27 protein-coding genes are annotated in these 25992 nt (G+C 63.3%); 18 read left to right on the top strand and 9 right to left on the bottom strand.

Annotated features, from left to right (window positions below; all coding sequences use genetic code 11):
* Positions 1-94: 94 nt before the first annotated feature.
* Positions 95-1267 carry a glycerate kinase family protein gene (locus LX70_RS16840; RefSeq protein ID WP_105516013.1) on the top strand — a complete coding sequence of 391 codons (1173 nt, stop codon included), beginning with the start codon at positions 95-97 and terminating at the stop codon, positions 1265-1267.
* 304 nt (positions 1268-1571) lie between these two features.
* On the opposite strand, the gene scpB is transcribed toward LX70_RS16840, so the two are convergent.
* Both scpB and LX70_RS16830 read right to left on the bottom strand, forming a co-directional pair.
* Positions 1572-2162 carry an SMC-Scp complex subunit ScpB gene (gene scpB, locus LX70_RS16835; protein ID WP_105515968.1) on the bottom strand — a complete coding sequence of 197 codons (591 nt, stop codon included), beginning with the start codon at positions 2160-2162 and terminating at the stop codon, positions 1572-1574.
* Between the two features lie 2 nt (positions 2163-2164).
* Positions 2165-3055, bottom strand: coding sequence for a DUF1403 family protein (locus LX70_RS16830; protein WP_105515967.1), 891 nt, complete (start codon positions 3053-3055; stop codon positions 2165-2167).
* Between the two features lie 114 nt (positions 3056-3169).
* Here LX70_RS16830 and LX70_RS16825 point away from each other — a divergent pair, with 114 nt between their 5' ends.
* Together LX70_RS16825 and LX70_RS16820 are read left to right on the top strand one after the other, a co-directional pair.
* Entirely contained in the window at positions 3170-4279 is a 1110-nt protein-coding gene (locus tag LX70_RS16825) for a tyrosine-type recombinase/integrase (protein WP_105515966.1), read from the top strand.
* A gap of 58 nt (positions 4280-4337) precedes the next feature.
* Complete coding sequence (locus tag LX70_RS16820) at positions 4338-5222, top strand: recombinase family protein (RefSeq protein ID WP_105515965.1); 885 nt, start codon at positions 4338-4340, stop codon at positions 5220-5222.
* Positions 5223-5300: 78 nt separating this feature from the next.
* Here LX70_RS16820 and LX70_RS16815 read toward each other — a convergent pair whose 3' ends face one another.
* Complete coding sequence (locus tag LX70_RS16815; RefSeq protein WP_105515964.1) at positions 5301-5696, bottom strand: PIN domain-containing protein; 396 nt, start codon at positions 5694-5696, stop codon at positions 5301-5303.
* Entirely contained in the window at positions 5686-5913 is a 228-nt protein-coding gene (locus LX70_RS16810; RefSeq protein WP_105516012.1) for an AbrB/MazE/SpoVT family DNA-binding domain-containing protein, read from the bottom strand. Before LX70_RS16810 ends, LX70_RS16815 begins: the two co-directional genes overlap by 11 nt.
* Before the next feature lie 215 nt (positions 5914-6128).
* Here LX70_RS16810 and repA point away from each other — a divergent pair, with 215 nt between their 5' ends.
* From repA to LX70_RS20810, 6 genes are all read left to right on the top strand, one after another.
* Complete coding sequence (gene repA, locus LX70_RS16805) at positions 6129-7313, top strand: plasmid partitioning protein RepA (protein WP_023666900.1); 1185 nt, start codon at positions 6129-6131, stop codon at positions 7311-7313.
* A complete protein-coding gene (gene repB, locus LX70_RS16800) occupies positions 7313-8305 on the top strand; it encodes a plasmid partitioning protein RepB (protein WP_105516011.1) in 993 nt (330 codons plus the stop codon). The genes repA and repB overlap by 1 nt, the downstream gene beginning before the upstream one ends.
* A gap of 182 nt (positions 8306-8487) precedes the next feature.
* Entirely contained in the window at positions 8488-9699 is a 1212-nt protein-coding gene (gene repC, locus LX70_RS16795; protein WP_105515963.1) for a plasmid replication protein RepC, read from the top strand.
* A 177-nt stretch (positions 9700-9876) separates the two neighbouring features.
* Positions 9877-12048 carry a ParB/RepB/Spo0J family partition protein gene (locus tag LX70_RS16790; protein WP_105515962.1) on the top strand — a complete coding sequence of 724 codons (2172 nt, stop codon included), beginning with the start codon at positions 9877-9879 and terminating at the stop codon, positions 12046-12048.
* Between the two features lie 100 nt (positions 12049-12148).
* Positions 12149-12622, top strand: a complete 474-nt coding sequence (locus LX70_RS16785) for a hypothetical protein (protein WP_105515961.1) — start codon at positions 12149-12151, stop codon at positions 12620-12622.
* Between the two features lie 388 nt (positions 12623-13010).
* Positions 13011-13175, top strand: a complete 165-nt coding sequence (locus LX70_RS20810; protein WP_007803240.1) for a hypothetical protein — start codon at positions 13011-13013, stop codon at positions 13173-13175.
* A 153-nt stretch (positions 13176-13328) separates the two neighbouring features.
* On the opposite strand, the gene LX70_RS16780 is transcribed toward LX70_RS20810, so the two are convergent.
* On the bottom strand, positions 13329-14636 hold the full coding sequence (locus LX70_RS16780) for an MFS transporter (RefSeq protein ID WP_105515960.1): 1308 nt from the start codon (positions 14634-14636) through the stop codon (positions 13329-13331).
* Complete coding sequence (locus LX70_RS16775) at positions 14637-14894, bottom strand: metal-sensing transcriptional repressor (RefSeq protein ID WP_105515959.1); 258 nt, start codon at positions 14892-14894, stop codon at positions 14637-14639. It abuts the gene before it with no gap.
* 474 nt (positions 14895-15368) lie between these two features.
* Between LX70_RS16775 and LX70_RS16770 the strand changes: the two genes are divergently transcribed.
* Both LX70_RS16770 and LX70_RS16765 read left to right on the top strand, forming a co-directional pair.
* Positions 15369-16094 carry a HupE/UreJ family protein gene (locus LX70_RS16770; protein WP_105515958.1) on the top strand — a complete coding sequence of 242 codons (726 nt, stop codon included), beginning with the start codon at positions 15369-15371 and terminating at the stop codon, positions 16092-16094.
* Positions 16095-16109: 15 nt separating this feature from the next.
* Positions 16110-16964, top strand: coding sequence for a hypothetical protein (locus LX70_RS16765; protein WP_211301747.1), 855 nt, complete (start codon positions 16110-16112; stop codon positions 16962-16964).
* 133 nt (positions 16965-17097) lie between these two features.
* On the opposite strand, the gene LX70_RS16760 is transcribed toward LX70_RS16765, so the two are convergent.
* Positions 17098-17415: an H-NS histone family protein gene (locus LX70_RS16760; protein ID WP_105516009.1), complete on the bottom strand. Its 318-nt coding sequence runs from the start codon at positions 17413-17415 to the stop codon at positions 17098-17100.
* A 423-nt stretch (positions 17416-17838) separates the two neighbouring features.
* Here LX70_RS16760 and LX70_RS16755 point away from each other — a divergent pair, with 423 nt between their 5' ends.
* A complete protein-coding gene (locus tag LX70_RS16755) occupies positions 17839-18243 on the top strand; it encodes a single-stranded DNA-binding protein (RefSeq protein ID WP_105515957.1) in 405 nt (134 codons plus the stop codon).
* A 132-nt stretch (positions 18244-18375) separates the two neighbouring features.
* The gene (locus LX70_RS16750) at positions 18376-20640 is read left to right on the top strand and encodes a hypothetical protein (RefSeq protein WP_105515956.1); all 2265 of its coding nucleotides are present in this window, start codon (positions 18376-18378) and stop codon (positions 20638-20640) included.
* A gap of 152 nt (positions 20641-20792) precedes the next feature.
* On the opposite strand, the gene LX70_RS16745 is transcribed toward LX70_RS16750, so the two are convergent.
* Positions 20793-21926, bottom strand: coding sequence for a hypothetical protein (locus LX70_RS16745; protein ID WP_245885117.1), 1134 nt, complete (start codon positions 21924-21926; stop codon positions 20793-20795).
* 303 nt (positions 21927-22229) lie between these two features.
* Here LX70_RS16745 and LX70_RS16740 point away from each other — a divergent pair, with 303 nt between their 5' ends.
* On the top strand, positions 22230-23429 hold the full coding sequence (locus LX70_RS16740) for a DUF932 domain-containing protein (RefSeq protein ID WP_105515955.1): 1200 nt from the start codon (positions 22230-22232) through the stop codon (positions 23427-23429).
* Between the two features lie 41 nt (positions 23430-23470).
* On the opposite strand, the gene LX70_RS16735 is transcribed toward LX70_RS16740, so the two are convergent.
* Positions 23471-23962, bottom strand: coding sequence for a P-loop nucleotide/nucleoside kinase family protein (locus tag LX70_RS16735; RefSeq protein ID WP_105515954.1), 492 nt, complete (start codon positions 23960-23962; stop codon positions 23471-23473).
* 320 nt (positions 23963-24282) lie between these two features.
* Between LX70_RS16735 and LX70_RS16730 the strand changes: the two genes are divergently transcribed.
* The 4 genes from LX70_RS16730 (at position 24283) to LX70_RS16715 (ending at position 25981) form a co-directional block, all read left to right on the top strand.
* Positions 24283-24801, top strand: coding sequence for a DNA repair protein RadC (locus LX70_RS16730; RefSeq protein ID WP_105515953.1), 519 nt, complete (start codon positions 24283-24285; stop codon positions 24799-24801).
* A gap of 101 nt (positions 24802-24902) precedes the next feature.
* A complete protein-coding gene (locus LX70_RS16725) occupies positions 24903-25394 on the top strand; it encodes a DUF6878 family protein (RefSeq protein WP_105515952.1) in 492 nt (163 codons plus the stop codon).
* 10 nt (positions 25395-25404) lie between these two features.
* Positions 25405-25782, top strand: coding sequence for a DUF6915 family protein (locus LX70_RS16720; RefSeq protein WP_105515951.1), 378 nt, complete (start codon positions 25405-25407; stop codon positions 25780-25782).
* Position 25783: 1 nt separating this feature from the next.
* A complete protein-coding gene (locus LX70_RS16715) occupies positions 25784-25981 on the top strand; it encodes a hypothetical protein (protein ID WP_105515950.1) in 198 nt (65 codons plus the stop codon).
* The last annotated feature ends 11 nt before the right edge of the window (positions 25982-25992 follow it).

The following is a 25992-nucleotide window of genomic DNA, read 5'->3' as shown; positions in this document are numbered from 1 at the left end:
CATTGTCCGAAAAGAAAAATGACAGGCGCGCGGGAATAGCCGCGCGCCTGTCGCGTTTCCTTCACATCAGCTTCACAAACAGATGGAGACCACCATGACCCTGACCATTCTCGTAGCACCCTCGGGCTTCAAGGAATCGCTTTCGGTGGACGACGTAACCCGCGCCATCGGGGAGGGCATCCGCCGCGCGATGCCGGAGGCCCGCATCCTGAACGCCCCGATGGTTGACGGCGGCGAAGGCACCGTGCAGGCACTGGTCCGCGCCACCGGCGGGCGCATCATTCCCGCCCGCGTCACCGGCCCGGTGGGCGCACCTGTCGACAGCTTTTTCGGTCTGATGGGTGGCCCCGGCCCGCGCACTGCCGTGATCGAGATGGCCGCCGCCGCTGGCCTGTCGCTGGTGCCACGCGACCGGCGCAATCCGATGCTGACCACGTCTTACGGTGTGGGCGAACTGATCCTTGCTGCCCTCGACGCCGGCGTGGACCGCATCCTGATCGGCTGCGGCGACAGCGGCATCAACGATGGTGGCGCTGGCCTGGCTCAGGCGTTGGGCGCGCGTTTGCTTGACTTCGACGATGCCGAAATCGGGCCGGGCGGGGGTGAGCTTCTCTGGCTGCACCGGATCGACACATCGTTGCTGGACCCACGACTTAAGCGGGTTCAGATCGACGCTGCCGTGAACTGGCACAACATGCTTCTGGGCCCGAAGGGCGTGGCGCGAGTCTTTGGTCCGCAAAAGGGCGCGACGCCGTCCCAGGTCGAGGATCTGGACGCTGCAATGCGCCGCTGGGCCGCCGCGATCCGCGCCAGCACCGGTCACGATGTCGGGCAGGCCCAAGGGGCCGGGGCCTCGGGGGGGGTGGGGGCCGGATTGATTGCCTTTGCCGGGGCGACGCTGCATCCGCGCTTCGACATCATTCAGCAGTATCTGGACTTCGACCGTCTGCTGGATCAGGCCGATCTTGTCATCACCGCCGAGGGCAGTCTTGACGGACAAAGCCCCTACGGCAAGGTCCCCTGCGAAGTCGGTCGGCGCGCCGAGGCAAGGGGTGTTCCGACCATTGCCCTTGCAGGCACCATCGGCCGAGGCGTCAACCAGACCTTCGACCACGGCATCTCGGCCTTCGCATCCATCCTGAAGCGTCCCTGCACGCTGGAAGAGGCCATCCGCGACGGTGAAAAGCTCTTGCGCCGCGCCGCAGAAGACGCGCTTCGGATGATGTCGGTGGGATTGCGCCTGTCCGATCAGAAGCGCGCAGCGTAAAGGCCAAGAGGAAGAACGAAGGCGCCGCAGGCGGGTCAGTCAGACACGCCTGCGGCCGTTGTTGCCTGGCGCCTGTTCGTCCCGATTTCACCGCATCATCCTGAATTTGTCTTCACGATGTAAGCACGAAGAGCAGAAGGAGGACCACCCTTCTTCAGCTTTGCAGCCGGGCGGCTGGCACGGTCCAGGACGCATGTGTCCAGCAGACGATACCCCCTTCTGCATCAGGACGCCCAAGACCCGCCGTCGAAGGGAAAGGCCCTGCGCGGAACCGCGGAAAGAAGACAACGCGACCCGACCGCTCTCAAGGTTCGGCGAGTCCGGCATCCTCCAGTTGCTCGGGGTCTGGCAGATCGCGCAAGGACTGCATCCCGAATGCGGCAAGGAAGGTCTCGGTGGTGACAAAGGTATATGGCGCGCCGCGTCGGGGTTCGCGGGGGCCAGTGCCGATCAGGTCCCGGTCCGCCAGCCGTCCGATCAGGTCACGGCTGATCTCTTTGCCGAAGATGTCCTTCAACCCGTCGCGGCTGATCGGCTGGTGAAACGCAATCGCCGCCAGCACGGCAAGGTCGAACTCTGACAGGTTCAAGGACTGCCCTCCCAAATCTGCGGCAGCGCGGATCGCCGGGGCATAGGCGGGCCTGGTGCGCAGCATCCATCCGCCGCCCACCTGCACCACATCATAGGGGCGGCCCACCAAGTCCGCCGCCAGATCCGCGATCAGCAAATCCACCGCGACCCCCTGCCCCACCACCCGCGCCAGATCCTCACGGGCCACGGGTTTCGTACTGGCGAACAGCACGGCCTCGATCCGGCACATCCATTCACGCCAGCGGCGTTCCGGCGGCAGATCGGCCATCTCGCGGTCAAGGTCAGAGTCTTCGCGTCGGCCCATGCCTAGACCCCGTACAGACGGAAGGTGTCGCGCCCCGTCAGCTCTTGCACTGCGCCCAGGGCAACCAGTCGGTCGCACAGTCGTCGAGCGGCCCGGTCCGACATGAAATCAAGGGCCGAGGGCGCCAATGCATCGCGCGACAGAAACAAATCGACCGCCCGCGCGGCCCCCTTGGAGCGCAGCTTCGGCGCCACCGCGCGCAACCGGACCGCCGCCCGAGCAAGGTCCCCCGCCAAAGGCAGGGCCTGTCGCACTCCGACAGCGACCGCCCGGTAGCAGGCCAACCGTAACTCGTCCCCGCGCAGGCGCAGATCACGAGCCTTCAGCGACAGCGACAGAAGCGGCAACACATGCGTCCCGCCCAGCGACTTTGCCAGTACCGCATCGGCGAGGATCAGCGCCGCCACCTCGGTGTACGGGCTGTCAGTCAGCATGGCCTCGATGACCTGCGCCGCCCGGTCCACTGGCGTCGGTCCTGCGGCATCAAGACACTGGGCGATCCGTTCAGGGCCGGCCACCCCTTCCAATACCTTGGCCAGATGGGCCACCGAAATCGGTCGCGCCACCGCCCGCGACCACTGCTGCAGGACTTTTCCTGCCGGACCAGGATCATCGCCTGCCTTGGTCAGATGCAGGGCATCACGCAAGCCGCGCGCCCCCTCACGACGCCCTGCGATCCCGGCGCAGACCTCGGCCGCCATCAGCGCCAGCCGATCACGCCACAGCGCCTCTGGCACAGCGCCAGCGGCGGTCACCAGGCTTAGATGCGCCAGAGCCGCCCCCGAGTGGAACGCTCCGAGCTCAATCGTTTCGGCGGATGTCGCGCTGATCCAACCCGGCAGCGAGACCACCATCGGCAAGGGATCAAGGGATGTCGCACGCGGCTTTCTCATGCGGGCATCCTATTCCGTCGCGGCGCTTTTGGCTATCCCGACGCAAAAATAGCGCCGCATCTTTCGGATCGCGGTTGTGTCCAGTAATCTTGCATTATCGGACATAAAGAGAGTATGCTGAGCAATATGACCGAAACACCCCAGAAATCGCCTTCAGAACAGCCAGAGCGCCCCAATCCCAACGAATGGGACGAGAGCGCAGCGCCTGAGGACGGGGCTTTCGCCCTGCCCTCCCATGTCGCTGGTTCAGGCACGCTTGACACGCTGGTGGAAACGGCGCGCGACTATGCGCGTCAGGCGACGTCCGAGAACACGCTGAAAGCCTATGCCAAAGACTGGGCCGCCTTCGCGCGCTGGTGCCGGATGCGCGGGGCCGATCCCCGGCCCGCGTCTCCGCAACTGATCGGCCTCTACATCGCCGATCTGGCGGCACCAGGAGGAAAGGCCCCTGCCCTATCGGTCTCCTCTATAGAGCGGCGGCTGTCCGGCTTGACCTGGGGCTACGCGCAGCGCGGAGAACGGCTGGACCGGAAGGATCGCCACATTGCCTCTGTGCTTGCCGGCATCCGCCGCAAGCACGCCCGGCCGCCCGCACAGAAAGAGGCGATCCTGCCCGATGACCTGCGCGACATGCTCGCCACCCTGCCCCACGACCTGCGTGGCCTGCGCGACCGGGCGATCTTGCTGATCGGCTTTGCCGGTGGCTTGCGCCGGTCCGAAATCGTCAGCCTTGACCACGGCAAGGATGACACGCCGGAGTCGGGCGGCTGGGTGGAAATCCTGAAGGATGGGGTCCTGATCACACTGCGCGGCAAAACCGGCTGGCGCGAGGTCGAGATCGCCCGCGGGTCAGCCGACCAGACCTGTCCGGTCCATGCATTGAGTCAATGGCTGCACTACGCCAGGATCGACTTCGGTCCGCTTTTCGTGGCCACGTCGCGAAGCGGCCTGAAAGCTACGGGAGAACGGCTGTCAGACAAGCACGTCGCTCGCCTGATCAAGACCTGCGCCCGTAAGGCTGGTCTGCGCCCCGACTTGCCCGAGGCAGAGCGCGTCCGTCTTTTCTCGGGCCACTCTCTGCGCGCAGGCCTTGCCAGCAGCGCGGAAGTTGATGAGCGCTATGTTCAAAAGCAGCTCGGTCATGCCAGCGCAGAGATGACCCGCCGTTATCAGCGCCGTCGCGACAGGTTCCGCGTGAACCTGACCAAGGCCGCCGGGCTCTGACCACTCTGCGAAACGGTCGTTTATTGCTGATATATGAAACTGCAAATGGCCTGATTTTATGCCCCTGATCGGCTACGCGCGCGTCTCGACCGAGGATCAGACCCCCCTGCCCCAGTCGCAGGCCCTGAAATCCGCGGGCTGCGTCGAGATCCACGAGGAGCAGGCCTCGGGCGGCAATCGTGCGCGACCGGTGCTTGCGCGGGTGTTGGAACGCATCGGCAAGGGCGACACGCTGGTCGTGGTGCGCATCGACCGTCTGGCGCGGTCGCTCTCCCACCTCCTCGAGGTCATCGAACGGCTGGAGGCGAAGGGCGCATTCTTCCGATCACTCATGGACCCGATCGACACGTCCTCCCCGCAGGGCAAGTTCACACTGCAGGTCCTGGGTGCCGCGTCCGAGTTCGAGCGCGCCCTGATCCGCGAACGCACCAAGGCCGGGCTGGCCAGCGCAAAAACCAAAGGCCGGGTTGGCGGAAATCCGGGCCTGCGCGCCCGTGATCCGGCAGCGCTGCGCAAGGTGCGGCTGGCGCGGCAGGACGGCTATATGGCGCGGCTGAACGAGACGGCCCAGGACTGGGTGCCCCATGTGCGCCGCTTGCGGCCCGACATGGCCTGGGAAGACGTGCTGCGCATCGTCAACGGCCCCCTGCCCCGCGAGCGTCAATGGACGCAGAGTCGGCTCTTGCGCGCGGTCAACGCCTATGTCCGGGACGGCTTCCTGCCGCCCACGGTACTGGACCGCGCCGGCCGCCGCGAAACCGACGACCGCCTGCCCGCCATCGTCGCTGCCATCAAGGGCGCGGACCCCGAAATCACGCTTCAGGCGATCTGCACCAGACTGGAAGCGATGCGCGAGCGCACGCCCCGCGGGCGGACAAGCTGGCAGCCGTCATCCGTGAAGATGCTGCTGGAGCAGGCCGAGAGGCTGGGGCTGCTTGAGTAGTCGAGATACCTTGCAAATCCTCCACGACATGGAAGGATTACAAGGCTTTGACCGGCGCCATGCTCAGAAACTGTCTGCTCACGTAAAGGGATTGATGATGCGAAGCTGGCCTTCGACCAGCAGGCCATCTTGCATGTCCTCGCTCCACAGCGTGGTGCAGCCCGCAACCAGAGCGCTGGCCACTATCATGGCGTCGTAGATCGAGAAGCCGTAGCGTTCCGCCAAGGCGCGGCCGACGTCATGGGTCTGAAGGGTCAGCTCTTCGACGGGACACAAAGCGCGCACGCCTTCAAGAAACGCCCCTACTTCCTCCCAACTCAGGCCTGCCTTGCGGCGGCAGTTGACCAGTGTCTCGTTCAAGACCTGAACGCTGATCCGGGGCCCCTGCCCCAGAATAACCTCGGCGCGATCGGCCTTCGGGCCATCGTCGAGCAGGTAAAGAACGACATTCGTGTCCGCGAACTCAGCGCTCATGCGCGTCATCGCGGCTCAGGCGTTCCGCAGCGGGCAGCTTGCCCCGGAAGCGGCGCAGACCCGTCAGCACCTCATCCGCGCGCGCCAGACGACGGACTCTGATCTGGCCGTCGTCCTTGACCAGGTCGATCTGATCGCCTTCCTTGAGGCCAAGTTCGCGGACAAGCTCAGCGGGCAAACGGACTGCAAGCGAGTTGCCCCATTTCGCGACCTGCATCGTGGCCTCCTGCATGGATATACGTTCAGTAATGTATATCATTCTGGCTGCATGTGCAAGACTGCCCGCGAGCCTGGGCTACTCTTGTGCGTCAGGCAGCGGCTGGCACTATATTTAGAAAGGGCTTGCGCGAATCTGGCTCCTCCGGCAATAGTCACGGAAAAGGGCGACTAAACGCCGAAATCCGTGAACACGCCACGGATGCGCGAGGGCAGATGAGCAGAGCCGATAGACCAGAAGACCTGAACGCCGTGATCCGCCAGCACTCAGAGTTGTTGGCGGCGCAACTTCATGCGCAGCGTGAGAGCCTGTTCCCGCCCGACGCTTCAAAAACTATGCGCAAATTCACCTCTGGGGAAGCCGCTGCACTGTTGGGCGTCAACGACTCATACCTCAGGAAGCTTCACCTTGATGGCAAGGGACCATCGCCAGAGGTCACATCGGGGAACCGGCGGCATTATTCTGCTGAAGATATCCATAACTTGCGGATATTGTTGGAGAAAACAGCTCGCAAGCCGGGAGACTACCTGCCTGGTCGCCGCGCTGGAGATCATCTTCAGGTTATTGGCGTAATGAACTTCAAGGGTGGTAGTGGCAAGACAACCTCCTCGGCGCATCTTGCGCAAAGGTTGGCCCTCAAAGGGTACCGTGTCCTGGCAATCGACCTTGATCCGCAGGCATCGTTTACGGCCTTGCACGGGGTTCAGCCGGAGTTCGACCTGCTTGATGGCGGCACACTCTATGATGCGATCCGCTATGAAGATCCGGTTCCGATAGCAGAGGTCATCCGCAAGACCTACATACCGAACTTGGACCTGATTCCCGGAAACCTCGAACTCATGGAGTTTGAGCACGAGACGCCCCGGGCACTTTCTCGCGGTAATGCGGGATTGTTCTTCTTCCGTGTGAAGGAGGCACTTGCGCAGGTCGATGATCGGTATGACGTCGTCGTTATCGACTGTCCTCCGCAACTCGGATTCTTGACCATGTCCGCGCTGTCGGCCGCGACAGGCGTTCTTGTGACGATCCATCCCGAGATGCTCGACGTGATGTCGATGAGCCAGTTCCTCAGAATGACGGCCGACCTCATGGATGTCATCGCCGATAGCGGAGCCGACATGTCGCATGACTGGATGCGCTATCTGTTGACCCGTTATGAGCCGACGGATGCACCACAGAACCGCATCGTCGCCTTCCTGCGGACGATGTACGGAGACAAGGTATTGAACGCTCCGATGCTCAAGTCGACGGCCATATCGGATGCCGGCCTGACGAAGCAGACCCTGTACGAGGTCGAACGGAGCGCCTTCACCCGGACGACCTATGACCGGGCAGTCGAAAGCCTGAATGCCGTCAACGATGAGATCGCCCAGCTCATCCAGAAGACGTGGGGGCGCTGATGACCGACACCAAGAAAAAACGTATGTCCATGCTCGACAGTTTGGCGGCTGCGGGCACGCCCCCTGCCCCGGGCAGCATGATGTCAAGCAATCGGGCGCTCCGCTCTGCGCGCGATGCTGTGGATGCTCATCATGTCTGGGAACTCGATCCAGATGAGATCGAGGACGAAAGGTATTCGGATCGCCTCGACCCCAAGGATGTGCATGACCTGCGCGTGTCGATAGAGCAGAACGGCCAGACCGTCCCCATTCTCGTAAGGCGCCACCCGACCGAGGCCAATCGCTATCTCCTCGTCTATGGACGCCGACGTCTTGAGGCCATTCGTGCCTCCGACAAGGTCAAGAAGGTTCGAGCGCTTATCGCGAACCTGGACGATACGGCCGCGTTGCGCGCCCAGGTTTCCGAGAACACTGGAAGGCGCGACCTCAGCTACATCGAGCGCTCCCTCTTCGCGCAGGAACTGCTCGACAATGCCTTTGGCTCGCAGGCTCAGATTGCCGAAGTGCTGAACGTGACGCGTTCTGCGGTTTCGATGTCGATCTCGGTTGCCAAGGCGATCGGGACTGCCTTGGCCCATGCGATCGGACCGGCGCATGGCATCGGGCGCCCTAGATGGGAGTCCTTGGCGAAGGACCTGTCTAATGCAGCCATGGGCATGGACGAGCTTTGCCAGGTTGCGATTGATGCCCGTGGCAAAGCGGCTGCTGGCGAGCAAGCCGACGAGGAGCCCCAGGTTGATCCTTCGGTCGCGGCATTTGAGGCCGTTGTCCGTCATGTGAAAAGGAACACTGGTTCTTCTCCTGGCCGGAAGCCGAGACAAAAAGCGACGCCCCTTCTGATCGATGGCGCGCCTGTGGGAGTGATCAAGAGGTCGGCTCGGGCGCTTAGGCTGGATCTTACGAATGTGGACGATGCCTTTGCGCAGTGGCTCGACGCCCGTGCGCAGAACGTCCTCGAAGATCTCCATGACCGCTGGAAACGCGAGACATGAAGACAGGTAGAGCAGCAACAATAAGGAGGCACGGTACAGGCTAAAGAAAAGGTCCCGCAAAGCTTGCGCTCCACGAGACCCCAACTTTGATCTTAGCACCTTCAAGGTAGTGGGCCAGCGCGCAAACCGCAAGTCAGATGTGATTCGCGGACCGGTTTTTCTATGCCTTCGTGATTGACATCATGGAGTACACACCGATTTCGCCGTTTATGCGGCCGATCTCGCACGTCCATCTGCGCGTGATCGAGCGCCCTGAATCGTCCGTTCAGGGCAAGCCCGTCAACAAGTGGGAGCTCCTTCGCGAGCTGTCCAAGGCGCAGGTCGCCTTTGAGGTTTCCGAGCGCGATCTGACGGTTCTCCAGGGGCTGCTCAGCTTCTTTCCGAATGATGCGCTTGGCGGGAACGCGGAGATGGTCGTCTTCCCTTCCAACAAAGCGATCTGCGAGCGGCTGAACGGTATGCCTGCCTCCACGATGCGTCGTCACCTGGCCCGCTTGGTCGAGGCAGGCTTGCTCATGCGGCGTGATAGCCCCAACGGGAAGCGCTATGTCCGCAAGACTGGCGAAGAGCGTGTGGCTTTCGGCTTTGACCTCTCGCCTCTTTACTGTCGGTCCGAGGAGATTGCACGAGCTGCAGAGGCCGTGCGTGAGGCCGAGGAGCGTATCAGGCGGTTGAGGGAGATTGTGAGCCTCATGCGGCGCGATCTCGCGGCCCTCGCGGACTTTGGAGAGGAGATCCAGCCGGGCTTTGGCTTCTGGGATGAGCTTCGCGACACGGCGGCCCTCACAGCGCGCGCCCTGCGCCGCAAGTTGTCGCTTGCTGATCTCGCGGCCTGCCGTGACGAACTTGAAGCTCTCCTGGATAAGGCCCGGAACCTGATCGATGGCCCTGAAACAGAAGAAATGAACACCAATGATGACCGTTTTGAGCGCCACTATCATAATTCAAATACAGACCCTATCGATCTTGAACCTGCCTTAGAAAAAGGCGGGGCGGCGGCCGGCGCGCCTGATGAGGATACCGAGGCGCCCGGTGCAGAGGTGGAAGAAGCAGAGACGAGAAGTTTGCCAAAGATTCCACTCCATCTGGTGATTGCGGCTTGCCCTTCCCTCAAAACTTTCTACCAGGGCGATATCCGACACTGGCATCAGCTTTTCGATGCGGCCTGCCACGTCCGGCCCGCCATGGGGATTAGCGCGTCCGCCTGGGAAGAAGCGCAGCGGTTCATGGGTCCGGAGCAGGCGTCCATAGTCCTGGCCGCCATCTTGGAACGCTTCTCCGATATCCGATCGCCTGGGGGGTACCTTCGCGCGCTGACATCGAAGGCAGCGGCGGGCGAATTCTCCTGCGGGCCGATGGTCATGGCGCTGATGTCCCGGCGGACTGCTGCGTGAAGTTCACAGCTGTGAACTGTTCGTGGCAGGGTGAGAGCTTTCCCCAGTGTTCACAGCTGTGAACTCATTTAGCGGAATCGAGCTTACAGATCCTTAGAGGGAAAGATTGGGGGTTGAGGGGTGACGGGAAGTGAGATCGGGAGAGTGGCTTCCGGCGCCCGTCGTGGAGAAGATCTGATGGCGAAAGTTACCCAGAACATCACCCTGTCCCCCTCACGGGACATCCCCTTCGATAAGCTCGTGCTCAGCCAGTCCAACGTGCGGCGCATCAAGGCAGGCGTCTCGGTCGAAGAACTGGCCGAAGACATCGCGCGGCGCGGCCTGCTGCAGGGCTTGAACGTCCGGCCCATGCTCGATGTCGATGGGGTCGAGACCGACATGTTCGAGATCCCGGCCGGTGGTCGTCGCTTCCAGGCGCTGTCGCTGCTGGTGAAGCAGAAGCGGCTGGCGAAGTCGGCGCCGATCCCTTGCATCGTGCGGGATGCGGCGTCGGAGATCCTCGCCGAGGACGACTCGCTGGCGGAGAACATGCAGCGCGTTGCCCTGCACCCGCTCGACCAGTTCCGCGCATTCCAGGCCCTGCGCGAAAAGGGTCAGGGCGAGGAAGCGATTGCGGCGGCCTTCTTCGTCACGCCGCAGATCGTCAAGCAGCGCCTGAAACTCGCGTCCGTGGCCCCTGCCCTGCTCGAGGTCTATGCCGAGGATGGCATGACGCTGGAACAGCTGATGGCGTTCACGGTGAACCCCGATCATGCGCGTCAGGCGCAGGTCTGGGAGGCTGTGAAGAACTCGTGGAACAAGGAGCCCTATGCCATCCGGCGCATGCTGACCGAGACCTCGGTCCGGGCGTCTGATCGTCGCGCGGTCTTTGTCGGTGTCGATGCCTATGAGGCGGCAGGCGGTATCGTGCTGCGCGATCTCTTCCAGGGCGATGACGGCGGCTGGCTCGAGGACCCTGCCCTTCTGGACCGGTTGGTCTCCGAGAAGCTCCAGGCTGAAGCCGAGGCGCTGGTCGCCGAGGGCTGGAAGTGGATCGAGGTGGCGACCGACCTGCCCTATGGCTACAGCCATGATCTGCGGCGCCTGGCCGGTGATCCGGCACCGATGACCGACGAGGAAACCGCGGCCCACGCGGCGCTCCTCGCCGAGTATCGCGCGCTGCAAGAGGAATACTCCGGCCAGGACGAATACCCCGAGGAGATCGACGCGCGGCTCGGTCAGCTCGAGATGGCGATGGAAGCGCTTGAGCAGCGGCCGCTGATCTACGATCCGGCGGAGGTCGGGCGCGCGGGCGTCTTCGTCACGCTGGATCGGGACGGCAGTCTCGCGGTCTATCGCGGCTATGTCCGGCCTGAGGACGAGCCGCGCGAGGAGACCGCGGTCCAGGATGGCGATGGCGCGGATGCCATGGGGCAGGGGGGTAACGTCGATGGTTCTGGCTGGCAGCAATCCAGGACTTCGGTCGGGGGCACCGTCATCACGACGGGCGGGCAGCCAATCGGTGCCGATCCGACCGAGGAGGACGATGACGGCGCGATGAAGCCGCTGCCCGAACGGCTGGTCATGGAATTGACCGCCCACCGGACCCTCGCGCTGCGCGAGGCCATCGGGCGCTCGCCGGACGTGGCGCTGACGCTGCTGCTCCTGAAGTTGGTGACGGATACCTTCCGCACCTCCTCTGCGTCGGGGAGTTGTCTCGAGGCCTCGGTGCGCCACGTCTACATGTCGGCGCAGGCGTCCGATCTGAAGGACAGCGTCGTGGCAAAGCTCGTCGACGAACGTCACGCCGATTGGGAAGCTGATCTGCCCCTCGGCGATGATGTGGCGCTCTGGGACTATCTGACCTTGCTCGACCAAGGCAGCCGTCTGGCGCTTCTGGCGCATTGCCTCAGCTTCGGGATCAACGCCCTCCATGAGAAGGTGAACCCCTATGGTGCGGGCATCTCCGCCAGCGGTCTGACCCGCCGCATGGCCCATGCCGATCTGGTGGCGCGTGCCGTCGATCTCGACATGGTCGAAGCGGGCTGGGAACCGACGGTCGATGGCTACCTCAACCGAGTACCCAAGGCCCGCATCCTCGAGGCCGTGCGCGAGGCGAAGGGGGAAGGGACCGCGCAGCTGCTCGATCACCTGAAGAAGGGCGAGATGGCCATAGAAGCCGAGCGGCTGCTCAAGGGAAGCGGGTGGCTGCCCGAGGTCCTGCGCCGGGTCGATCTGGTGACGTTCGACGGCGAGGCGGTCGGAGAAGGGCAGGGGGAAGATGCGGGCGAGCCCGACGACATCGATCTCCCGGCTTTCCTGACGGCTGATCTGCCCGACGGCGATGCATCGATGATGGCGGCGGAATGATCTGAGTCATCCTGGGGCGGGGAAACTCGCCCCTATTTCTCACAAAATACAGCAATATCAATATGATGAATGCGAATACTCGCATTCGGGATGAGGAATCATGTCTGCAACAACCATCATCGACACAGCCCCTCTCGGGGCGCTCATTCGCTACACCGACGGCAGTCCCAAGCCGCCGGCACGGTTCACGAAGAAGCTCGCGGCCTGGGAGCGTTCGAACGGCGTCGGTCGTCTCGTGAAGAAAGAGCCGCCCCGGGTCTATCCGACCTGGACCGCTCCGGCCTCCTTCACGCTGCATGAAGGGAACTTCTCTTCGGACGGGGTGATCCTCGTCACCATCATGCGCAGCCATTCGGCGGATAGCCGTCTGATCTTCGAGGTGGCCGAGGAGCCGAAGCCGGGGCAAGTGCGTGTGCTTCTGGATTTCGGTGGCAACACCGAACTCCTGCATCTGGCAGAGTCCGTCACCGCGGCCGAGCTTTGGATCGCACGGGAAGGCTATCGTAACGCGCGGTTCGAAATCGTCGGCGCCGAGGACGGAGATAGGGCAGGGGACGCAGACCTGGCCGCCTGAGCCCTGACAATGCGTGAGGGGCCTTCCGAAAGGCGGGCCTCTCACCGACCAGACCCTCGTCCCGCGAAATCGCGGGGCGCCAAAGGATCCATCCCCCAATACGGAGGTCTTCAACCGAGAGCTTGCCCGGGAGGCTGGCGGCGTTAGAAGCATCAGCGGGACAATTGGCTCCTGACGTTGGGGCACCATCCCCCGCTCGCCATTCCCTTCCTTGCCCCGAATCCCGTCTTCGAGATCAACCCGCGAGGGGTCGGACTACGGGCGAGCCCGTGCCGCCGGGTGGATTCGGGCGAGCCGAACGCACCCGGTGATGTCAGCCAGTCTTCGGGCCTGCGGGGTCCTGTCGCGCGGGGGATGGTCCCCCGCCTCCAAGACAGGAGCCAAACAGATGTCCCGCAAAGATGCGCACGCCTTCGCCGCCTCCCTCGCCGCCACGCTCATGGTCTCGATCGTCGTCTTCCAGGCAGGGGATGGAACCTTCGGCGCCGTCCCCGCCGATGAAATCGACGGCGACGAGGTCGTGATCGTCTCGGAATACGATCCCTTCGGGTGAGGCTTCGGCCTCACTTCAGGATGGCCCGGGTACGGCGCCTACGGGCCGCCGGGCCCATCGATGCCCATGTCTGGGCCCAGCACTAGCTGCCTTAGCTCCTGGTGATGCTAGGGTGCATTGCCACCGTGGACATCTGACCGGGCTTTTCCAGCACTAAGCAGCCTTGGGCCAACGACGGTGCAGGTCGTCGATCACGACGGCATGGGCATGACGGGGCCCGTGTTCCGCAAGATGCGGATGGTCGGGAGGCAGGTCGGGGTGGTTGTGCGGCAGGACGGTCTGGTCATCGGCAGGCCAGAGGCGCAGCACAGCCGCAATGCCTGCCGCGCCGATGGCCGCCAGCGTCAGGGCGGCAACCGATAACCCCGCACGCGCGCCAATCCAGCCCGCCAGCGGATAGGTCACCAGCCAGCAGGCGTGAGAGAGGGCGAACTGTGCGGCAAAGACCGCGCCCCGGTCGGCCTCGCGCGCCGAGCGGTTGATGATCCGGCCGATGGGGGTCTGGGTCAGCGAGAATCCGAAGCCGATCAGGGCCCAGAGCGCGATCAGCGCGGCAAGGCCGCTCACCAACGGCACGAGCGCAACGCCTGCCACCATCAGGGCGGCGCCCCCGATCATCACGGGGCGGTCGGCCAACCGGTCGAGTATGCGCGGCAGCAGGAAGGCCGCCAGCATCGACCCCGCGCCGAAGCCCGCGAAGGCCAGCGCCACAGATTCCTCGCCCAGGCCCAAGCGGGCCTGCACCAGCACCACCGTGTTCACATAGACCATCGCCCCTGCAGCAGCGACGGCGGCCTCCATCACCATCAGCCCGCGCAGGCGGGGGGTACGGGTGTAGATGCGGATGCCCTTGGTCACATCGCCCCAGAAATGGCCGGGCTCGGCCCTTGCTCGCGCTGGCAGGCGCGCAGTCACGACCAGAAGGGCCGAGGCGATGAAGCCCACGACCGTGCCCAGAAACAGCACCGGGAAGCTGACGACCGTCAGCAGGGCCGCCGCCAGCATGGGCGAGGCGAGCTGTTCCAGATCTTCGGCAAGCCGGAGGAGGGACAGGGCATGGGTGTAGTCATCCTCGTCCTTCAGTACGTCTGGGATGACCGCCTGAAAGGCCGGGGTGAACCCGGCCGAAGCCGCCTGAAGGACAAAGATCAGGACATAGACCTGCCAGACCTGATCCACGAAGGGCAGGAAGGCGATCACGGCTGCGCGGATCAGGTCCAGCGCCACCAGAAACGGACGGCGCGGCAGGCGTTCCGCAATCGCGGCGGCCACCGGGGCCAGAGTCACATAGGCCACCATCTTGATGGCAAGCGCGGTGCCGAGGACCGCCCCCGCATTGTCGCCCGCAAGCTGCCAGGCCAGCAGCCCAAGCGCCACGGTGGCCAGCCCCGTGCCCACCAGCGCCACGATCTGCGCGGCGAAGAGATGGCGGAAGGTCGGGTTTCTCAGCGTGGAAAGCATTTACAGGAGCTTCGTCAGGGCCTTGATCTCGGCCAGGTCGTGCGTCCCTTCTCCGGTCAGGCAGTGGTCAATGTGATCGTGGATCAGCGCCCGCTTCGCCTCGGCCACGGCGCGTTCGACGGCATGCAGTTGGGTCGCCAGATCGACGCAGGGCCGTCCCTCCTCGATCATGCCGATGACGCGGCGCAAATGCCCCTCGGCTCGCTTCAGTCGAGGGGCGATGGCAGGGTGGCTTGCGTGGGTGTGATCTTCTGGCATATACCGATGCTATCCCCCTGGGGGGGATGAGGCAAGAAGCGAAGCGGGGTCAACCCCGAAGGACAATGATGCGGGCAGCGGAACCAGCATGGCGGGGGTTAAGGGCGCTTTGGGCGGTCCTGTGCCTTGCTCTGTCGCTGGCCATTGCTCCCACCGTTGAAGCCGTCAAGCATGGCCCTGGCGCAATGGCCGCCGAGGCCGATCACCGCGCTTATCACGCTGAGCATGGCCATGCGCATGACACTGCTGGTGCGGATCATCACGATTCAAGCGACCACGACCATGTCGGCGCCGCGCTGCTCGCACCGCCCGGGGCGGAAGTTCCCCCGCCACCCGAGCGGACTCTGCGCCCGGACACGCCTGTGGCCTCCGGCACCATCCGTGATGGCCCGCGACGGCCGCCCCGACTGACGTTGATCTGAGCCGCCGCCCGGCATCCCGGGCGGTCCGATCTCTCACGTCAGGAAACATCACATGATTCAGTTTTTTCGGGCGCACTGGCGCCCCCCGATGCCATGGCAGGCGCTGATCGCCCTCGCCACGCTGTTCACCGCCCTGCTGCTTGCAGGCGCGGCCCTTGCCCACAACGTCACCGAAGGCGACGCGGGCTATGTGCAGGAGGTGACGGGCTTCCGTCCCATCGCCTTCATCTACCTCGGCGCCAAGCACATGGTGACGGGCTATGACCATCTGCTGTTCCTCGCCGGGGTGATCTTCTTCCTTTATCGGTCGAAGGACATCGCGACCTATGTCAGCATCTTCGCCATCGGCCATTCGGTCACGATGATCGCCGGTGTCTGGTGGTCCATCTCGATCAACGCCTACATCATTGACGCGATCATTGCGTTCTCGGTGGTCTATAAGGCGCTGGATAACCTGGGCGCCTTCCGGCTGTGGTTCGGGATCCAGCCTAACACCAAGGCAGCTACGCTGGTCTTCGGCCTGCTGCACGGCTTTGGTCTCGCCACCAAAATTCAGGATTACGACATCTCGCCGGACGGGCTTCTGGGCAACCTCATCGCCTTCAACGTGGGCGTCGAACTTGGCCAGCTGATGGCCTTGGCGCTGATCCTGACAGCGATGACCCACTGGCGGGCGCGACCTGCCTTCGCGCGGCAGGCCTATGCCGCGAATGTCCTGATGATGGTGGCTGGCTTTGCCCTGATGGGCTTGCAGATCACCGGCTATTTCGTCGCCTGAAAGGAGGGCTGACTCATGACCAACCGTTTTGACACTCCCAACGCCCCCCTGCGGGCCGAACCCCGGCCCTATGCTGGCACACAGAACGTCCAGTCCGTTTCGGCCACACCTGGTGGGCTGATCCGGTCCACGCTGCTTGCAGCAGGGGCGGCCGGGGCGATCCTCGTCCTGTTCTGGCTTCCCGCCGAATACGGGATCGACCCGACCGGGGTCGGCGCCCTGACCGGGCTGACTGAAATGGGCGAAATCAAGCAGCAGCTTGCCGCGGAAGCCGAGGCCGATGCAAAGGCCGCCGCTGCGCCCATCGCAGCATCCGCCGCTGGTGATGCCGTGCCTGCCTTGGCCGCCCCCGCGCCCGAAATCCTCGCGCGGCTTGACCGGATCGACGCCCAGCTTGCCGCCATTTCTGCAGTGATCGGCGCCCCGCCTGGCCTGACCTCGCCCGAAGTCGTTGCTGCGGCTGCGGCAGAACCAGCGCCCGACGCGGCGGCAGCCCCTGCATCAGACCCGGTCGAGGCAGCCGTCGCCGAGACCGCCGTCCCAGAACCGGCCGCACCCGAATGGCGCGACGAAGTCAGTTACACCCTGAACCCCGGAGAGGGGATCGAGGTGAAACTCGCCATGGAGGAAGGCCAGACCGCCCGGTTCTTCTGGACGGCGAACGGCAACGTGGTGAACTTTGACCTTCACGGCGACGGCAGCGGCCAGAATATCAGCTACGAACAGGGCCGCGCCGTGCCCGAGGCCACAGGCACCCTGACCGCCGCCTTCACCGGCAACCACGGCTGGTTCTGGCGCAACCGCACTGACGTGCCAGTGACGGTGACTCTGCGGACTGGTGGTCAGTACGCAGAGATCAAAGCTCCGTAATCACTTCGGCTGGGGCAGACCAAATCTGTCTGGCCCAGCCGCACCCGATGTTTCCAGATCGCACTCATTTGCTAGCCGCGAATTCACTAGCCTGGCTGAAAAACTGCCCGCGGCAGCTTTTCCTGTCCTCTGACTAGATCTCCATTTGGCTAACCGTCTTGCCAGCGGCCAGCGCTTCCACTAACCACTGCGGTTTCCTGCCCCTGCCAGACCAAGTGATGCCTGCGTTCTCAGGGTGACGATACTTCGCCACGGCTGGCGCACGGGTGGCTTTGACATCGACGCCTATCAGATCGGCAAGGGCATAGCCCATTTCCTTGGCGATGAGCTCAAGCTTCGCCCGGGCTTCGGCTTTGTGCCGGTCTTGTTGCGTGGAAATCGCCTTGGCGAGGTCCTTCTGCATTTGCCGCAGTTCCTTGAGCGACATCGCCTCGAGATTGAAATCAGCCATTGAGCCCTCGTGTCCTGAATGCTGCATCCGGGATAGCCGTCCGGTCGCAATGTCGCAACTCCCATGGAGTTCGTCGCGATAGGGCAGGGGGATGAAGTTGGCTCGGGCCTCGGGGTCGTCTCTCTCAAAGAGCTTCAACTCTGTTGCCTGAGCAAGGAGGGACGGGTTCTGCAAGTGCCCCAGGTCGCTCCCATCCCCCGCGCCATCCCTTCGACTGACAATCCCCTAAGCCTGTTCGGCCTCTGGCGCGCAACCCCGCGTCAGTCCGGGCCGTGTTGCCCCTTTTTGGGGCTGCCCGCTCCACCCCGGCCCTCTGGGGGTTTCCGGTCGCCGTTCCGTCTCCCGTGCACGCCTCAGCCGACAGGCTTTTTCCGGGTCTTGTCGAAGGGACGGTCCCAGGGACAGGAAACACAGGAGCTTACCATGCAGAACATCGTCATCCTCGCCGGCAACATCGGTCAGAAGCCCGAAGTGCGCTCGACCCAAAGCGGCACGAAGATCACCAATTTCACCCTGGCCACCTCGCGGCCCCGCCTCTCGGAAGGTCGCGTGCTGCGCGACGAGAACGGCTACCGGGTCATGGACACCGAATGGCACCGCATCACCTGCTTCAACGGTCTCGGCAAGACCGTCGCAGAGCACTGCGAAAAAGGCATGAAGGTCCTCGTCCACGGTCGCATCCACTACACCAAGTGGACCGACGCAACCGGCACCGACCGCTACGGCTGCGAGATCATCGCCGAGAAGGTTGACTTCCTGAGCCGCCCGAAGTCGGCTGAGAACGAAAATCCCGAGCTGGTCGACCGCGACGACGAGATCCCGTTCTGAAAAGAACGGGGTCTCCCCCTCGGGCCCGGCGGGGAAACCCGCCGGGTTCTGGGCTTCGCCCCAGTGGAATGCCCCTCCCGTCCAACCGGGCATTTCGATAGCTGGGCCGCCCCAGAAATCGAAGGATGGAAAATGAAATCAACATCTTCTGCACTCACACCGCGCAAGATCGCAGAATTCTGCAAGGCTCGGCTCACGTCGATCTTCACCGAAGGTGAGGTGCGCTTGCTCTATAGCTGCTTGGTCGACCTGCTCGAGCGAAACGAGTACCCACCCTACCGGGGCAGCGGGCTCGACCTGCAGTCGCTGTCCGCCATGTTCGACATCGATGTCGATCGCTTCCGTGCTCATCGGGCAATTCTGCAGCCGATCTTCGACGCTGTAGCACGCGAGGTTTCGAATGCGACCCTGCGTCCCGCTCGCGCTGGAAGCCGATCAACACGCTCCATGTCCAGCGGGCCCGCGATAAACCCGACAGGCGTTCGAGCAACAGGTACCGAGAAGGTCCGCAAGAAGCCCGGCGTCCGGCCGAGAGCGATCGTCGAATTTCCCGCGCCGCTGGACACGACATGGAATGACCCCGCGACGTTTGGTGAAGCCCTTCAACTGCACGCCCGCCGTCATGGCGAAACGATCTACCACCTCTACAATGCAGTGGTGAGACTCGAGGACGGCGTCAATCGCAGCACGCTGATCAGCTGGGGGCGCGGCAAGAAGGTCCCGCGTGCCGCGATCAGCCTGGAAATCTTGGGTCGCATCGAACGGCGCTATCGTCTGTCGGCGGGCTACTTCCTGAGCCTGTCTGGTACTCCTGATCGAGCGCCGGGCGATTTTGATCTGGCAGATATCTCGCCGTCTGAGCGCCGGCGTCTGGCGTGGCACCTGCCCGAAGATTTCAACCGACGGCCAAGCCAGGAGAAGGCGGAAATCCTGAACTGGGTCCGCACGGTGATCATCAGCGGATCCACGGATTATCGGAGGTATCAGGCGGCGGCCATTCGCCAACGCTATGCGGTTCGTTTCAGTAGTGCCTCGGGGCCGGTTCGCAAGTCGTCATCGGTGCGCACGCCGGACGAGTCCGGCATCGTCATCGCGCCCAAACGCCTGAACGACGAGATGGCCGACCTTCTTCGTTTCAAAACGTCTACCTTCGCCGCCTTCGGCATGCAACGGAATGGGGTGTGGGGGACGGAAACCGCATCCCAGAAGGTGGAGCATTTCGGGCTGTGGTTCGGGGCGTTCGTGGCCCCACCCGAGAGCGACGTGCAGGGGCTCGGCGTCGATCCGAAGCTCTTGACCTTTGCCATGATGATCTTTCCGCAGGTCTGGGATTGGTACCTTCACTGGCGGGAGCGCCGGCGGGGCTTCTACACCAAATGGGAGATCGACTTGCTCTCGATTGCTGCGGCGATCTGTCGGGAAGAGACCGGTTGGCTGCGCCAATCGCCCCGTATGGGCAGCAGCCTTCGTCCAATCGAAGGCTTGGTATCCGAGGCCGACATCAACGCTGTGCAGTCGGATTGGCACGCCGCCTGCGATCGCATGTACAAGCACGCCCGTCGCCGTATCAAGGAGATCGACCGTGTTGCCCGGGTTCATCGTGACCCCTTCGAGCCCATCCTCCCGGTGCTTGAAGCGCCAAGCCCGGTCGGCGAGTACCGCAAGATCACCGAAGAAATCCTGCGGCGGATGCCAGATGAACGGCACAACGCACGCGCAACGGCAGAAGCTGTTCGGGCATTCCTGATGCTGCGCATCGGCCTTCACACGGGGCTCCGTCAGAAGAACCTGCGCGAACTGATGCTGTGCCGGCCAGGGACTTTGCCGACCTCGGAGCGCAAGCTGGAAGACCTGAAGCGGGGCGAGTTGCGTTGGAGCAGCCGCGACCAAGGGTGGGAAATCCTGATCCCGTCGGTCGCCTTCAAGAATGCAAATTCCTCCTTCTTCGGTTCCAAGCCCTTCCGCCTGATCCTCCCGGACCTCGGGCGACTCTACGAACTGATCGAAGCTTGGATCGAGCGCCATCGCGCGCGCCTGATTGGCGAAGCGGCTGACCCGGGAACGTTCTTCGTCAAGACGGCGAAGATGACAAGCACCAACGCGGCTTACTGCCAGAACACGTTCTATGAGGCCTGGCGCACCGCGATTCAACGCTACGGGATCTATAACCCTTGGACCAAGCGCGGGGCCATCGAAGGCCTGTTGCCGCACGGGCCGCATAATGTGCGCGATGTCCTTGCCACCCACATCCTCAAGCGCACTGGGTCCTATGAGCAAGCGAGTTATGCCATTCAGGACACCCCGGACATGGTTGCTCAGCACTATGGTCGGTTCCTGCCGCAGGACAAATCCGAGATCGCGGCACGGATCCTGAACCAGGTCTGGGAAGCGGCCTAACCAGCTTCCTGATCGTGCGAGGATGAGACCCCGATTCTAGAACCGGGGCCTCATCAGCTGTTTTGGCGTTTGTCCAACCTGCCGGATGAAAAGAGCCGCTCGACCGAGGCTGCCCGAAGTGTTGGTGGTACGAAGCCGCGGAGCTACTGCTTTTATTCCCTTTCTTCGACGATGCCGTGACTGCGATAGGCATCAAGCATCATGCGAGTGTATTCGGCTGTGCTCTGGGTCACAGTGCCCAAACCGGGCCACGCGAACAGCGGATCCGACCACATAACTTCCAACTCCAGCTCGATCCCGAGCACTGCAGCCACGTCGATCGCCGCCGTGGGCTCCTTTTCTTCGGGCCAGTAGTGATCCTCGAAGGAAACAACGACATCGAGATCGTCATCCACCCAGATTTCGGCCAGGCCTGCTCCCATGCGCTCACTGGCATTGGTTGCATCCTCGAACAAGGCTGACCGGATCAAATGGGTCACCTGTTCCTTGCTGAGATCAAGCTTCGGCCGCGGGTCAACGATGGAGACGATGGGTTCAATCTCTTTCCCTTCGGCCCGGGCTTGAACCGGCACCGGCTTTTCCTCGTTCGGTCCCAGCCAGAACGCTTCTGGAAAAATGTTGATTGGGGATGCGCCGCAGCCAGGGCAATGCCAATGGGTTCCAGCGATCTGTGGGCCGGTGATTTCTGCATCGCAGTGGAGGCAGTACCAGAGGCTCGTTTCCTCCGTCTCCAAGAACGGGTGGCGCACTTTTCCTTCCGCATCCGGCTTCGTGGCGCGCCGTGGCCAATCGGCAAAGCGCCGCGCCTTGACGCTCTGCATCAACTCCTTTGCAATCCCGATGGCTTCTTCACGCAGCACTCGATCATTCATCGGGCTGTTCTGGGCATGCTTGAGGTCGATCTCGACCCGCGGGGCGGCCGAAGGGTTTTCTGGCAGGATGATCCGCCAACCCTCACCTTCCATGTGTACGTCGCCGAGCATTGTTTTCAGCTCGTATGGATGCCCCCGGACCTCTCCTCGAGTGATGGCATTGGCTCCCCCGAAGATATGGTCAAAGGTTGTACCCTCGTAGGAAGTGATCCGTTCCACGAAGGCCTTGATCGTGGCGACTTGTGCTTCGGAGGGAGCCCACTCTCCTTTGGCGCTACCCGTCAAGGCATTCCAATGGGGAAAGTCCAATCGCGCCGCAACAAGGTCGAGCGCTGCGTGCTGTGGTTGACCGGTCGCTCTGGCGTAACGCTTTGCCAGCAGCTTCAAGTTCTTAAGCTTATCGTTCTGTGTCATGATCCATGTCCAAGCTGGATCCGACTAGGTGCCCGCTGCTAATCAGACCCGCCTATGGCATGAAGTCTGCTGTTCGAAGTCAAAATCGCTGCAAAGCTTCGCGTGGCGGGCACACCGGCCTGCGAGAAAGGCCGTTCACAACGTCTGCCATTTTCGATTGCAGGTCAAGACCGATGCGTTGCGGGGTTGGAGCGCCTCTGGCTTTGCGCCGTTTGCCCGAGAGAGTCCGAGTTGTGCCGGTTTCCCGGTGACGGGTTGAGGGCTGGGAGAGTGGCTCCCGGCGCCTGTCACGGGAGATAGCCGATGGGCGTTGTGGAAGTTCTGGATCCGGTCGCACCGACGCGGGCCGGTGGCTGGAAGGTGGATGTGAGCCGGGGGGAGCGGAACGGGCGGGTGTCGTCCGAGTGGTTCAACCGGCCCGATGACGAGCGGTATCTGTCGCTCGACGATCTTTGGGCCAGTGTGAAAGGCCGGTCCGAGCGCAGCCGGAGCCGTGTGGTGCAGACGGCCGACATCCGCGTCGAAGCGGCGCGCGACAACCCCGAGCGGTTGCACCTCATGCTGCCGAAAGCAAAAGAGCCGGTCGCACCCACGCATTGGGCCTTTGGCCAGCTTGCCAGCATCGTCGGCGCCCCGGCCTCCTACCTGCGGCAGCTGCCCGCGCCGCTGGCGGGGATCAATCTTCAGTATGGCCTGGCCAACCATCGCGCCGAGCAAGTGAAGACCTTCGAGACGGAAGATGGCCGCACCGAACTGCGCGCCGTGACCGGCCCCGACTACGGCCGCATCCATGACCATGAGCTGGTCGAGGCGGTGCAGCGCATCGCGGGAAACGGCACCGGCGACACGCGCTGGAAGGTGCCGGGTGTGCTCGACTGGTCGACCGGGGTCTACAACCCCGATGTCGAGATCAGCTGCGACACGACCACGCTCTACGCCTCGGACCGTGACGTGTTCCTGTTCCTCGTCGATGATCACAACCCGATCGAGGCGGGCCGGCTGCCCGATGGCTCCCCCGATCTCTACTTCCGGGGCTTCTACTGCTGGAACTCCGAGGTGGGCGCGAAAACCCTCGGCATCGCGAGCTTCTATCTCCGGGCGGTGTGCCAAAACCGCAACCTGTGGGGCGTCGAAGATTTCCAGGAGATCACGATCCGCCACTCGAAATACGCCGCCTCCCGCTTCGCCCACGAGGCGGCCCCGGCGCTGACACGGTTTGCCAACTCTTCCCCGCAGGGCTTCGTGAACGGCATCAAGGCGGCGCGGCAGCAGATCGTGGCGCGGACGGACGAGGACCGCGATGATTTCTTGAGGAAGCGGGGCTTCTCGAAGGCCGAATCCGGTAAGATCATCGAAAAGGTGCTGATGGAAGAAGGCCGCCCACCCGAGAGCATTTTCGACTTCGTGCAGGGCATCACGCGGCTTGCGCGCGACAAGACCCAGCAGGACGCCCGCCTCGATATGGAGGGGCGCGCCAAGAAGCTCCTCGACCGAGTTGGGTAAGCGAAAGGAGATGGGACGCCACCTCGGCGTCCCATTCGCAATTAATTGTCATGCTGCACGATGTTGAAGCCTTCGCTTGGTACCGGGATTTCAAAGTACTTTGTGAACTGATGAAACTGTTCATCGGTCACCGCAAACGGGTGCTCGCCTGTCGCATTCCGTTCGCCCAGCCGTCTTAGGCAGACCTCGTCCGATACATCCAAGACATGTAGTTGGTGAGAAGCGGAGCTCGCATCGATAAGCGTGCGCATCCAGTTGCGTTGCCTAACCGTGTTTGCGGCAAAATCTAAGACAACCGAAATGCCGTTATTTAACAGGTTTACCACATGGGGGCCCATGATGCTGCGTAAACTGGATGAACATCGCACATAGTCTGAGAGCGACGACATTTCATTTGGAAAAAGCGCATTCAGCCATTCATCTTCGGCGATGACGATTGTTCCTTGCGTGCGGGCAAGTCGGGACGCGAGAGTGGATTTTCCAGAAGCTATTTTCCCGCACATCATGTGCAGAGTTGGATATGCATTAGACATTGAGGGTAACCTTGTTGAATGCGTAAGACGCATGCGAGTTGTAGAAACCGACCACCCGGCCCGGCTGTCAGGCCGGGACCATAATTCGCTTGTTCAGCCAAGAGGTCGGTATCTGAAGCAAGATTTCCATGTCGAGCATGTGCCATAAGCCCAAGGCGGTGTCCATGTCGTTGTGAACACCCAATATAGGTAGGTGCTTCTTGCCTGAAATGCTTGCCCAGCCGGACTGCCCGCCGCCCCTTCGAGGAAGAGGGCGGCGGTTTGGTCTTTGACGCTTGAGGCGGGGAGAGAGGCTTCCCGCACCGTCGGAGATATACCCCATGTTCGACCTGCCATTGCCCATCCACCCGACTGCTTACGCGCGGGTCGTCCCACCGCACTTTTCAACTGGTGATGTCGACCCCAATCACCCCTTTGCCCTGACCCTGTCGCGCCGCGCGCCGGCCGATCTGATGTCGGGCTGCGCCGCGCCCCTAGTGCTCGCCCGCTTCGCGACGCTGGCCGAGGCCATGCAGGGCGCGATCGACCATGCCGATGGCATCGCCCCGGATGCCGCGCCCCAGCTTCTTGCGATCCTTGACCGCGACGAGCGCCTTGTTCTGGCCGGGGCCGCCAGCGACCACGCCGTCGCCTGGTGCCACCCGGTAACGAGCGCGGTCGAGGCGAGGGGCGTGGTGACCGAGGCAAGCCAGCTGCGCGCGCAGGCGGGCCGCGCGGCTGCCTGGGGTGAGCCGGATCGCCCGCAGCGGCTGCGCCAGAGCGCCGATCTTCTAGACGGGCGTCTCGTCGACCCGCTTTGGCGCGCTTTCGCCGCCCGGGCGCTGCAGGTCGCTGCGTGAGGCCCGAGAGACAGAGACGGGCAGGGGGGATTTGGAGCTTGTCCGGGGGAGAGAGATCGCCCGGCCCGGCTCCGATCCCTTCCCCTTACCGGAGACACCCGATGACCCTGAGTGAACCCACCCTCGCGCCCCCGATGGCGCCCTCGACCGTCGACATGGCGCAGATCTTCGCGGCCCATGCCGAGCGTGCCGCTCGGATCGAAGCGCTACGCCCCGGCAACAAGGACCGCCTCTTCGATGGCCTCATGGCCGCTGGCATCACCCATGTCACCGTGACCTTCGACGGTGCAGGGGACAGCGGCCAGATCGAAAGCATCGGCGCATGGTCCGGCGAGACCGCCGTTGATTTCCCCGCGACCGAGATCGCCTATGCTGCGCTGACCTGGGACGACCCCGAGGTCGAGATGCGGCAGCTCTCGCTGGAGGATGTCGTCGAGCAGCTGGCCTACGACTTCCTCTCCGACACCCATGGCGGCTGGGAAAACAACGACGGCGCCTGGGGCGAGTTCTGCTTCGACGCGGCAGCCCGCTGCATCCATCTTGAGTTCAACGAGCGCTTCACCTCGTCCGAACTCCATACCCATGATTTCTGAGGGGGCAGCGATGGCACATCCCTATCACCACGCCCTGTCCTCGGTGAAGAAGTGGGGCGGCACGGTCGACTGCTACATGGCCGTGCATACTTGGTTCGACCAGAGCAAGGAGATTACTGCGGACTTTCGGCACCGGGCGCTGCGCCACCATGCCGAGGGCATCTTCATGGCCGAGACGATTTTCGGTCCCACCCTCACGCTCTCGACCGGGCGCATCATTCCAACCCGCTGGGTGGGCGAGCAGCATGTCAAGGAGGACCTCGGCTTCATCCCGAGCTTCGCAGACTGGGTAAAGGCCATCCGGCCCGAACCCTGGATGGGCCGGGCCGCGCGGATCGAGGCATTGGTCGATCCGCATCTCGCTTCACCCGTGGTCGAGGTCCGCTGACATGACCGACCCGGCCTATCAGCGTCTCGGTTTGCCCGTGACAGCCTCGCCCTACGCCGTCCTGCGGGCGGCGGTCCGCGCGCTTCACCCCGACACGCGTGCCGTTCGCGGTTTCCGGATCGCACGCAAGCGCTTCTACCGACAGATGCTCTGCGCGCATGTCGCGCGACAGGCGACGGGCGACAGGCCCACCGACTGATTGCGCCTAAC

The sequence above is a fragment of the Albidovulum denitrificans genome (assembly GCF_002973535.1).
Taxonomy (GTDB): domain Bacteria; phylum Pseudomonadota; class Alphaproteobacteria; order Rhodobacterales; family Rhodobacteraceae; genus Albidovulum; species Albidovulum denitrificans.
Note: the sequence above shows the minus strand (reverse complement) of the source record. Positions and strands in the feature narration are given on the sequence as shown.

What these genes read in the sequence shown, in the direction of transcription:
- LX70_RS16775 (WP_105515959.1), bottom strand. Translation starts at nt 14,894, where the DNA reads ATGCCAGAAGATCACACCCACGCAAGCCACCCTGCCATCGCCCCTCGA.
- LX70_RS16715 (WP_105515950.1), top strand. Translation starts at nt 25,784, where the DNA reads ATGACCGACCCGGCCTATCAGCGTCTCGGTTTGCCCGTGACAGCCTCG.
- LX70_RS16735 (WP_105515954.1), bottom strand. Translation starts at nt 23,962, where the DNA reads ATGTCTAATGCATATCCAACTCTGCACATGATGTGCGGGAAAATAGCT.
- repB (WP_105516011.1), top strand. Translation starts at nt 7,313, where the DNA reads ATGACCGACACCAAGAAAAAACGTATGTCCATGCTCGACAGTTTGGCG.
- scpB (WP_105515968.1), bottom strand. Translation starts at nt 2,162, where the DNA reads ATGGGCCGACGCGAAGACTCTGACCTTGACCGCGAGATGGCCGATCTG.
- LX70_RS16785 (WP_105515961.1), top strand. Translation starts at nt 12,149, where the DNA reads ATGTCTGCAACAACCATCATCGACACAGCCCCTCTCGGGGCGCTCATT.
- LX70_RS16820 (WP_105515965.1), top strand. Translation starts at nt 4,338, where the DNA reads ATGCCCCTGATCGGCTACGCGCGCGTCTCGACCGAGGATCAGACCCCC.
- LX70_RS16725 (WP_105515952.1), top strand. Translation starts at nt 24,903, where the DNA reads ATGACCCTGAGTGAACCCACCCTCGCGCCCCCGATGGCGCCCTCGACC.
- LX70_RS16740 (WP_105515955.1), top strand. Translation starts at nt 22,230, where the DNA reads ATGGGCGTTGTGGAAGTTCTGGATCCGGTCGCACCGACGCGGGCCGGT.
- LX70_RS16755 (WP_105515957.1), top strand. Translation starts at nt 17,839, where the DNA reads ATGCAGAACATCGTCATCCTCGCCGGCAACATCGGTCAGAAGCCCGAA.
- LX70_RS16825 (WP_105515966.1), top strand. Translation starts at nt 3,170, where the DNA reads ATGCTGAGCAATATGACCGAAACACCCCAGAAATCGCCTTCAGAACAG.
- LX70_RS16840 (WP_105516013.1), top strand. Translation starts at nt 95, where the DNA reads ATGACCCTGACCATTCTCGTAGCACCCTCGGGCTTCAAGGAATCGCTT.
- LX70_RS20810 (WP_007803240.1), top strand. Translation starts at nt 13,011, where the DNA reads ATGTCCCGCAAAGATGCGCACGCCTTCGCCGCCTCCCTCGCCGCCACG.
- LX70_RS16810 (WP_105516012.1), bottom strand. Translation starts at nt 5,913, where the DNA reads ATGCAGGTCGCGAAATGGGGCAACTCGCTTGCAGTCCGTTTGCCCGCT.
- LX70_RS16765 (WP_211301747.1), top strand. Translation starts at nt 16,110, where the DNA reads ATGACCAACCGTTTTGACACTCCCAACGCCCCCCTGCGGGCCGAACCC.
- LX70_RS16720 (WP_105515951.1), top strand. Translation starts at nt 25,405, where the DNA reads ATGGCACATCCCTATCACCACGCCCTGTCCTCGGTGAAGAAGTGGGGC.
- LX70_RS16790 (WP_105515962.1), top strand. Translation starts at nt 9,877, where the DNA reads ATGGCGAAAGTTACCCAGAACATCACCCTGTCCCCCTCACGGGACATC.
- LX70_RS16770 (WP_105515958.1), top strand. Translation starts at nt 15,369, where the DNA reads ATGATTCAGTTTTTTCGGGCGCACTGGCGCCCCCCGATGCCATGGCAG.
- LX70_RS16815 (WP_105515964.1), bottom strand. Translation starts at nt 5,696, where the DNA reads ATGAGCGCTGAGTTCGCGGACACGAATGTCGTTCTTTACCTGCTCGAC.
- LX70_RS16750 (WP_105515956.1), top strand. Translation starts at nt 18,376, where the DNA reads ATGAAATCAACATCTTCTGCACTCACACCGCGCAAGATCGCAGAATTC.
- LX70_RS16830 (WP_105515967.1), bottom strand. Translation starts at nt 3,055, where the DNA reads ATGAGAAAGCCGCGTGCGACATCCCTTGATCCCTTGCCGATGGTGGTC.
- repA (WP_023666900.1), top strand. Translation starts at nt 6,129, where the DNA reads ATGAGCAGAGCCGATAGACCAGAAGACCTGAACGCCGTGATCCGCCAG.
- LX70_RS16745 (WP_245885117.1), bottom strand. Translation starts at nt 21,926, where the DNA reads ATGACACAGAACGATAAGCTTAAGAACTTGAAGCTGCTGGCAAAGCGT.
- repC (WP_105515963.1), top strand. Translation starts at nt 8,488, where the DNA reads ATGGAGTACACACCGATTTCGCCGTTTATGCGGCCGATCTCGCACGTC.
- LX70_RS16730 (WP_105515953.1), top strand. Translation starts at nt 24,283, where the DNA reads ATGTTCGACCTGCCATTGCCCATCCACCCGACTGCTTACGCGCGGGTC.
- LX70_RS16760 (WP_105516009.1), bottom strand. Translation starts at nt 17,415, where the DNA reads ATGGCTGATTTCAATCTCGAGGCGATGTCGCTCAAGGAACTGCGGCAA.
- LX70_RS16780 (WP_105515960.1), bottom strand. Translation starts at nt 14,636, where the DNA reads ATGCTTTCCACGCTGAGAAACCCGACCTTCCGCCATCTCTTCGCCGCG.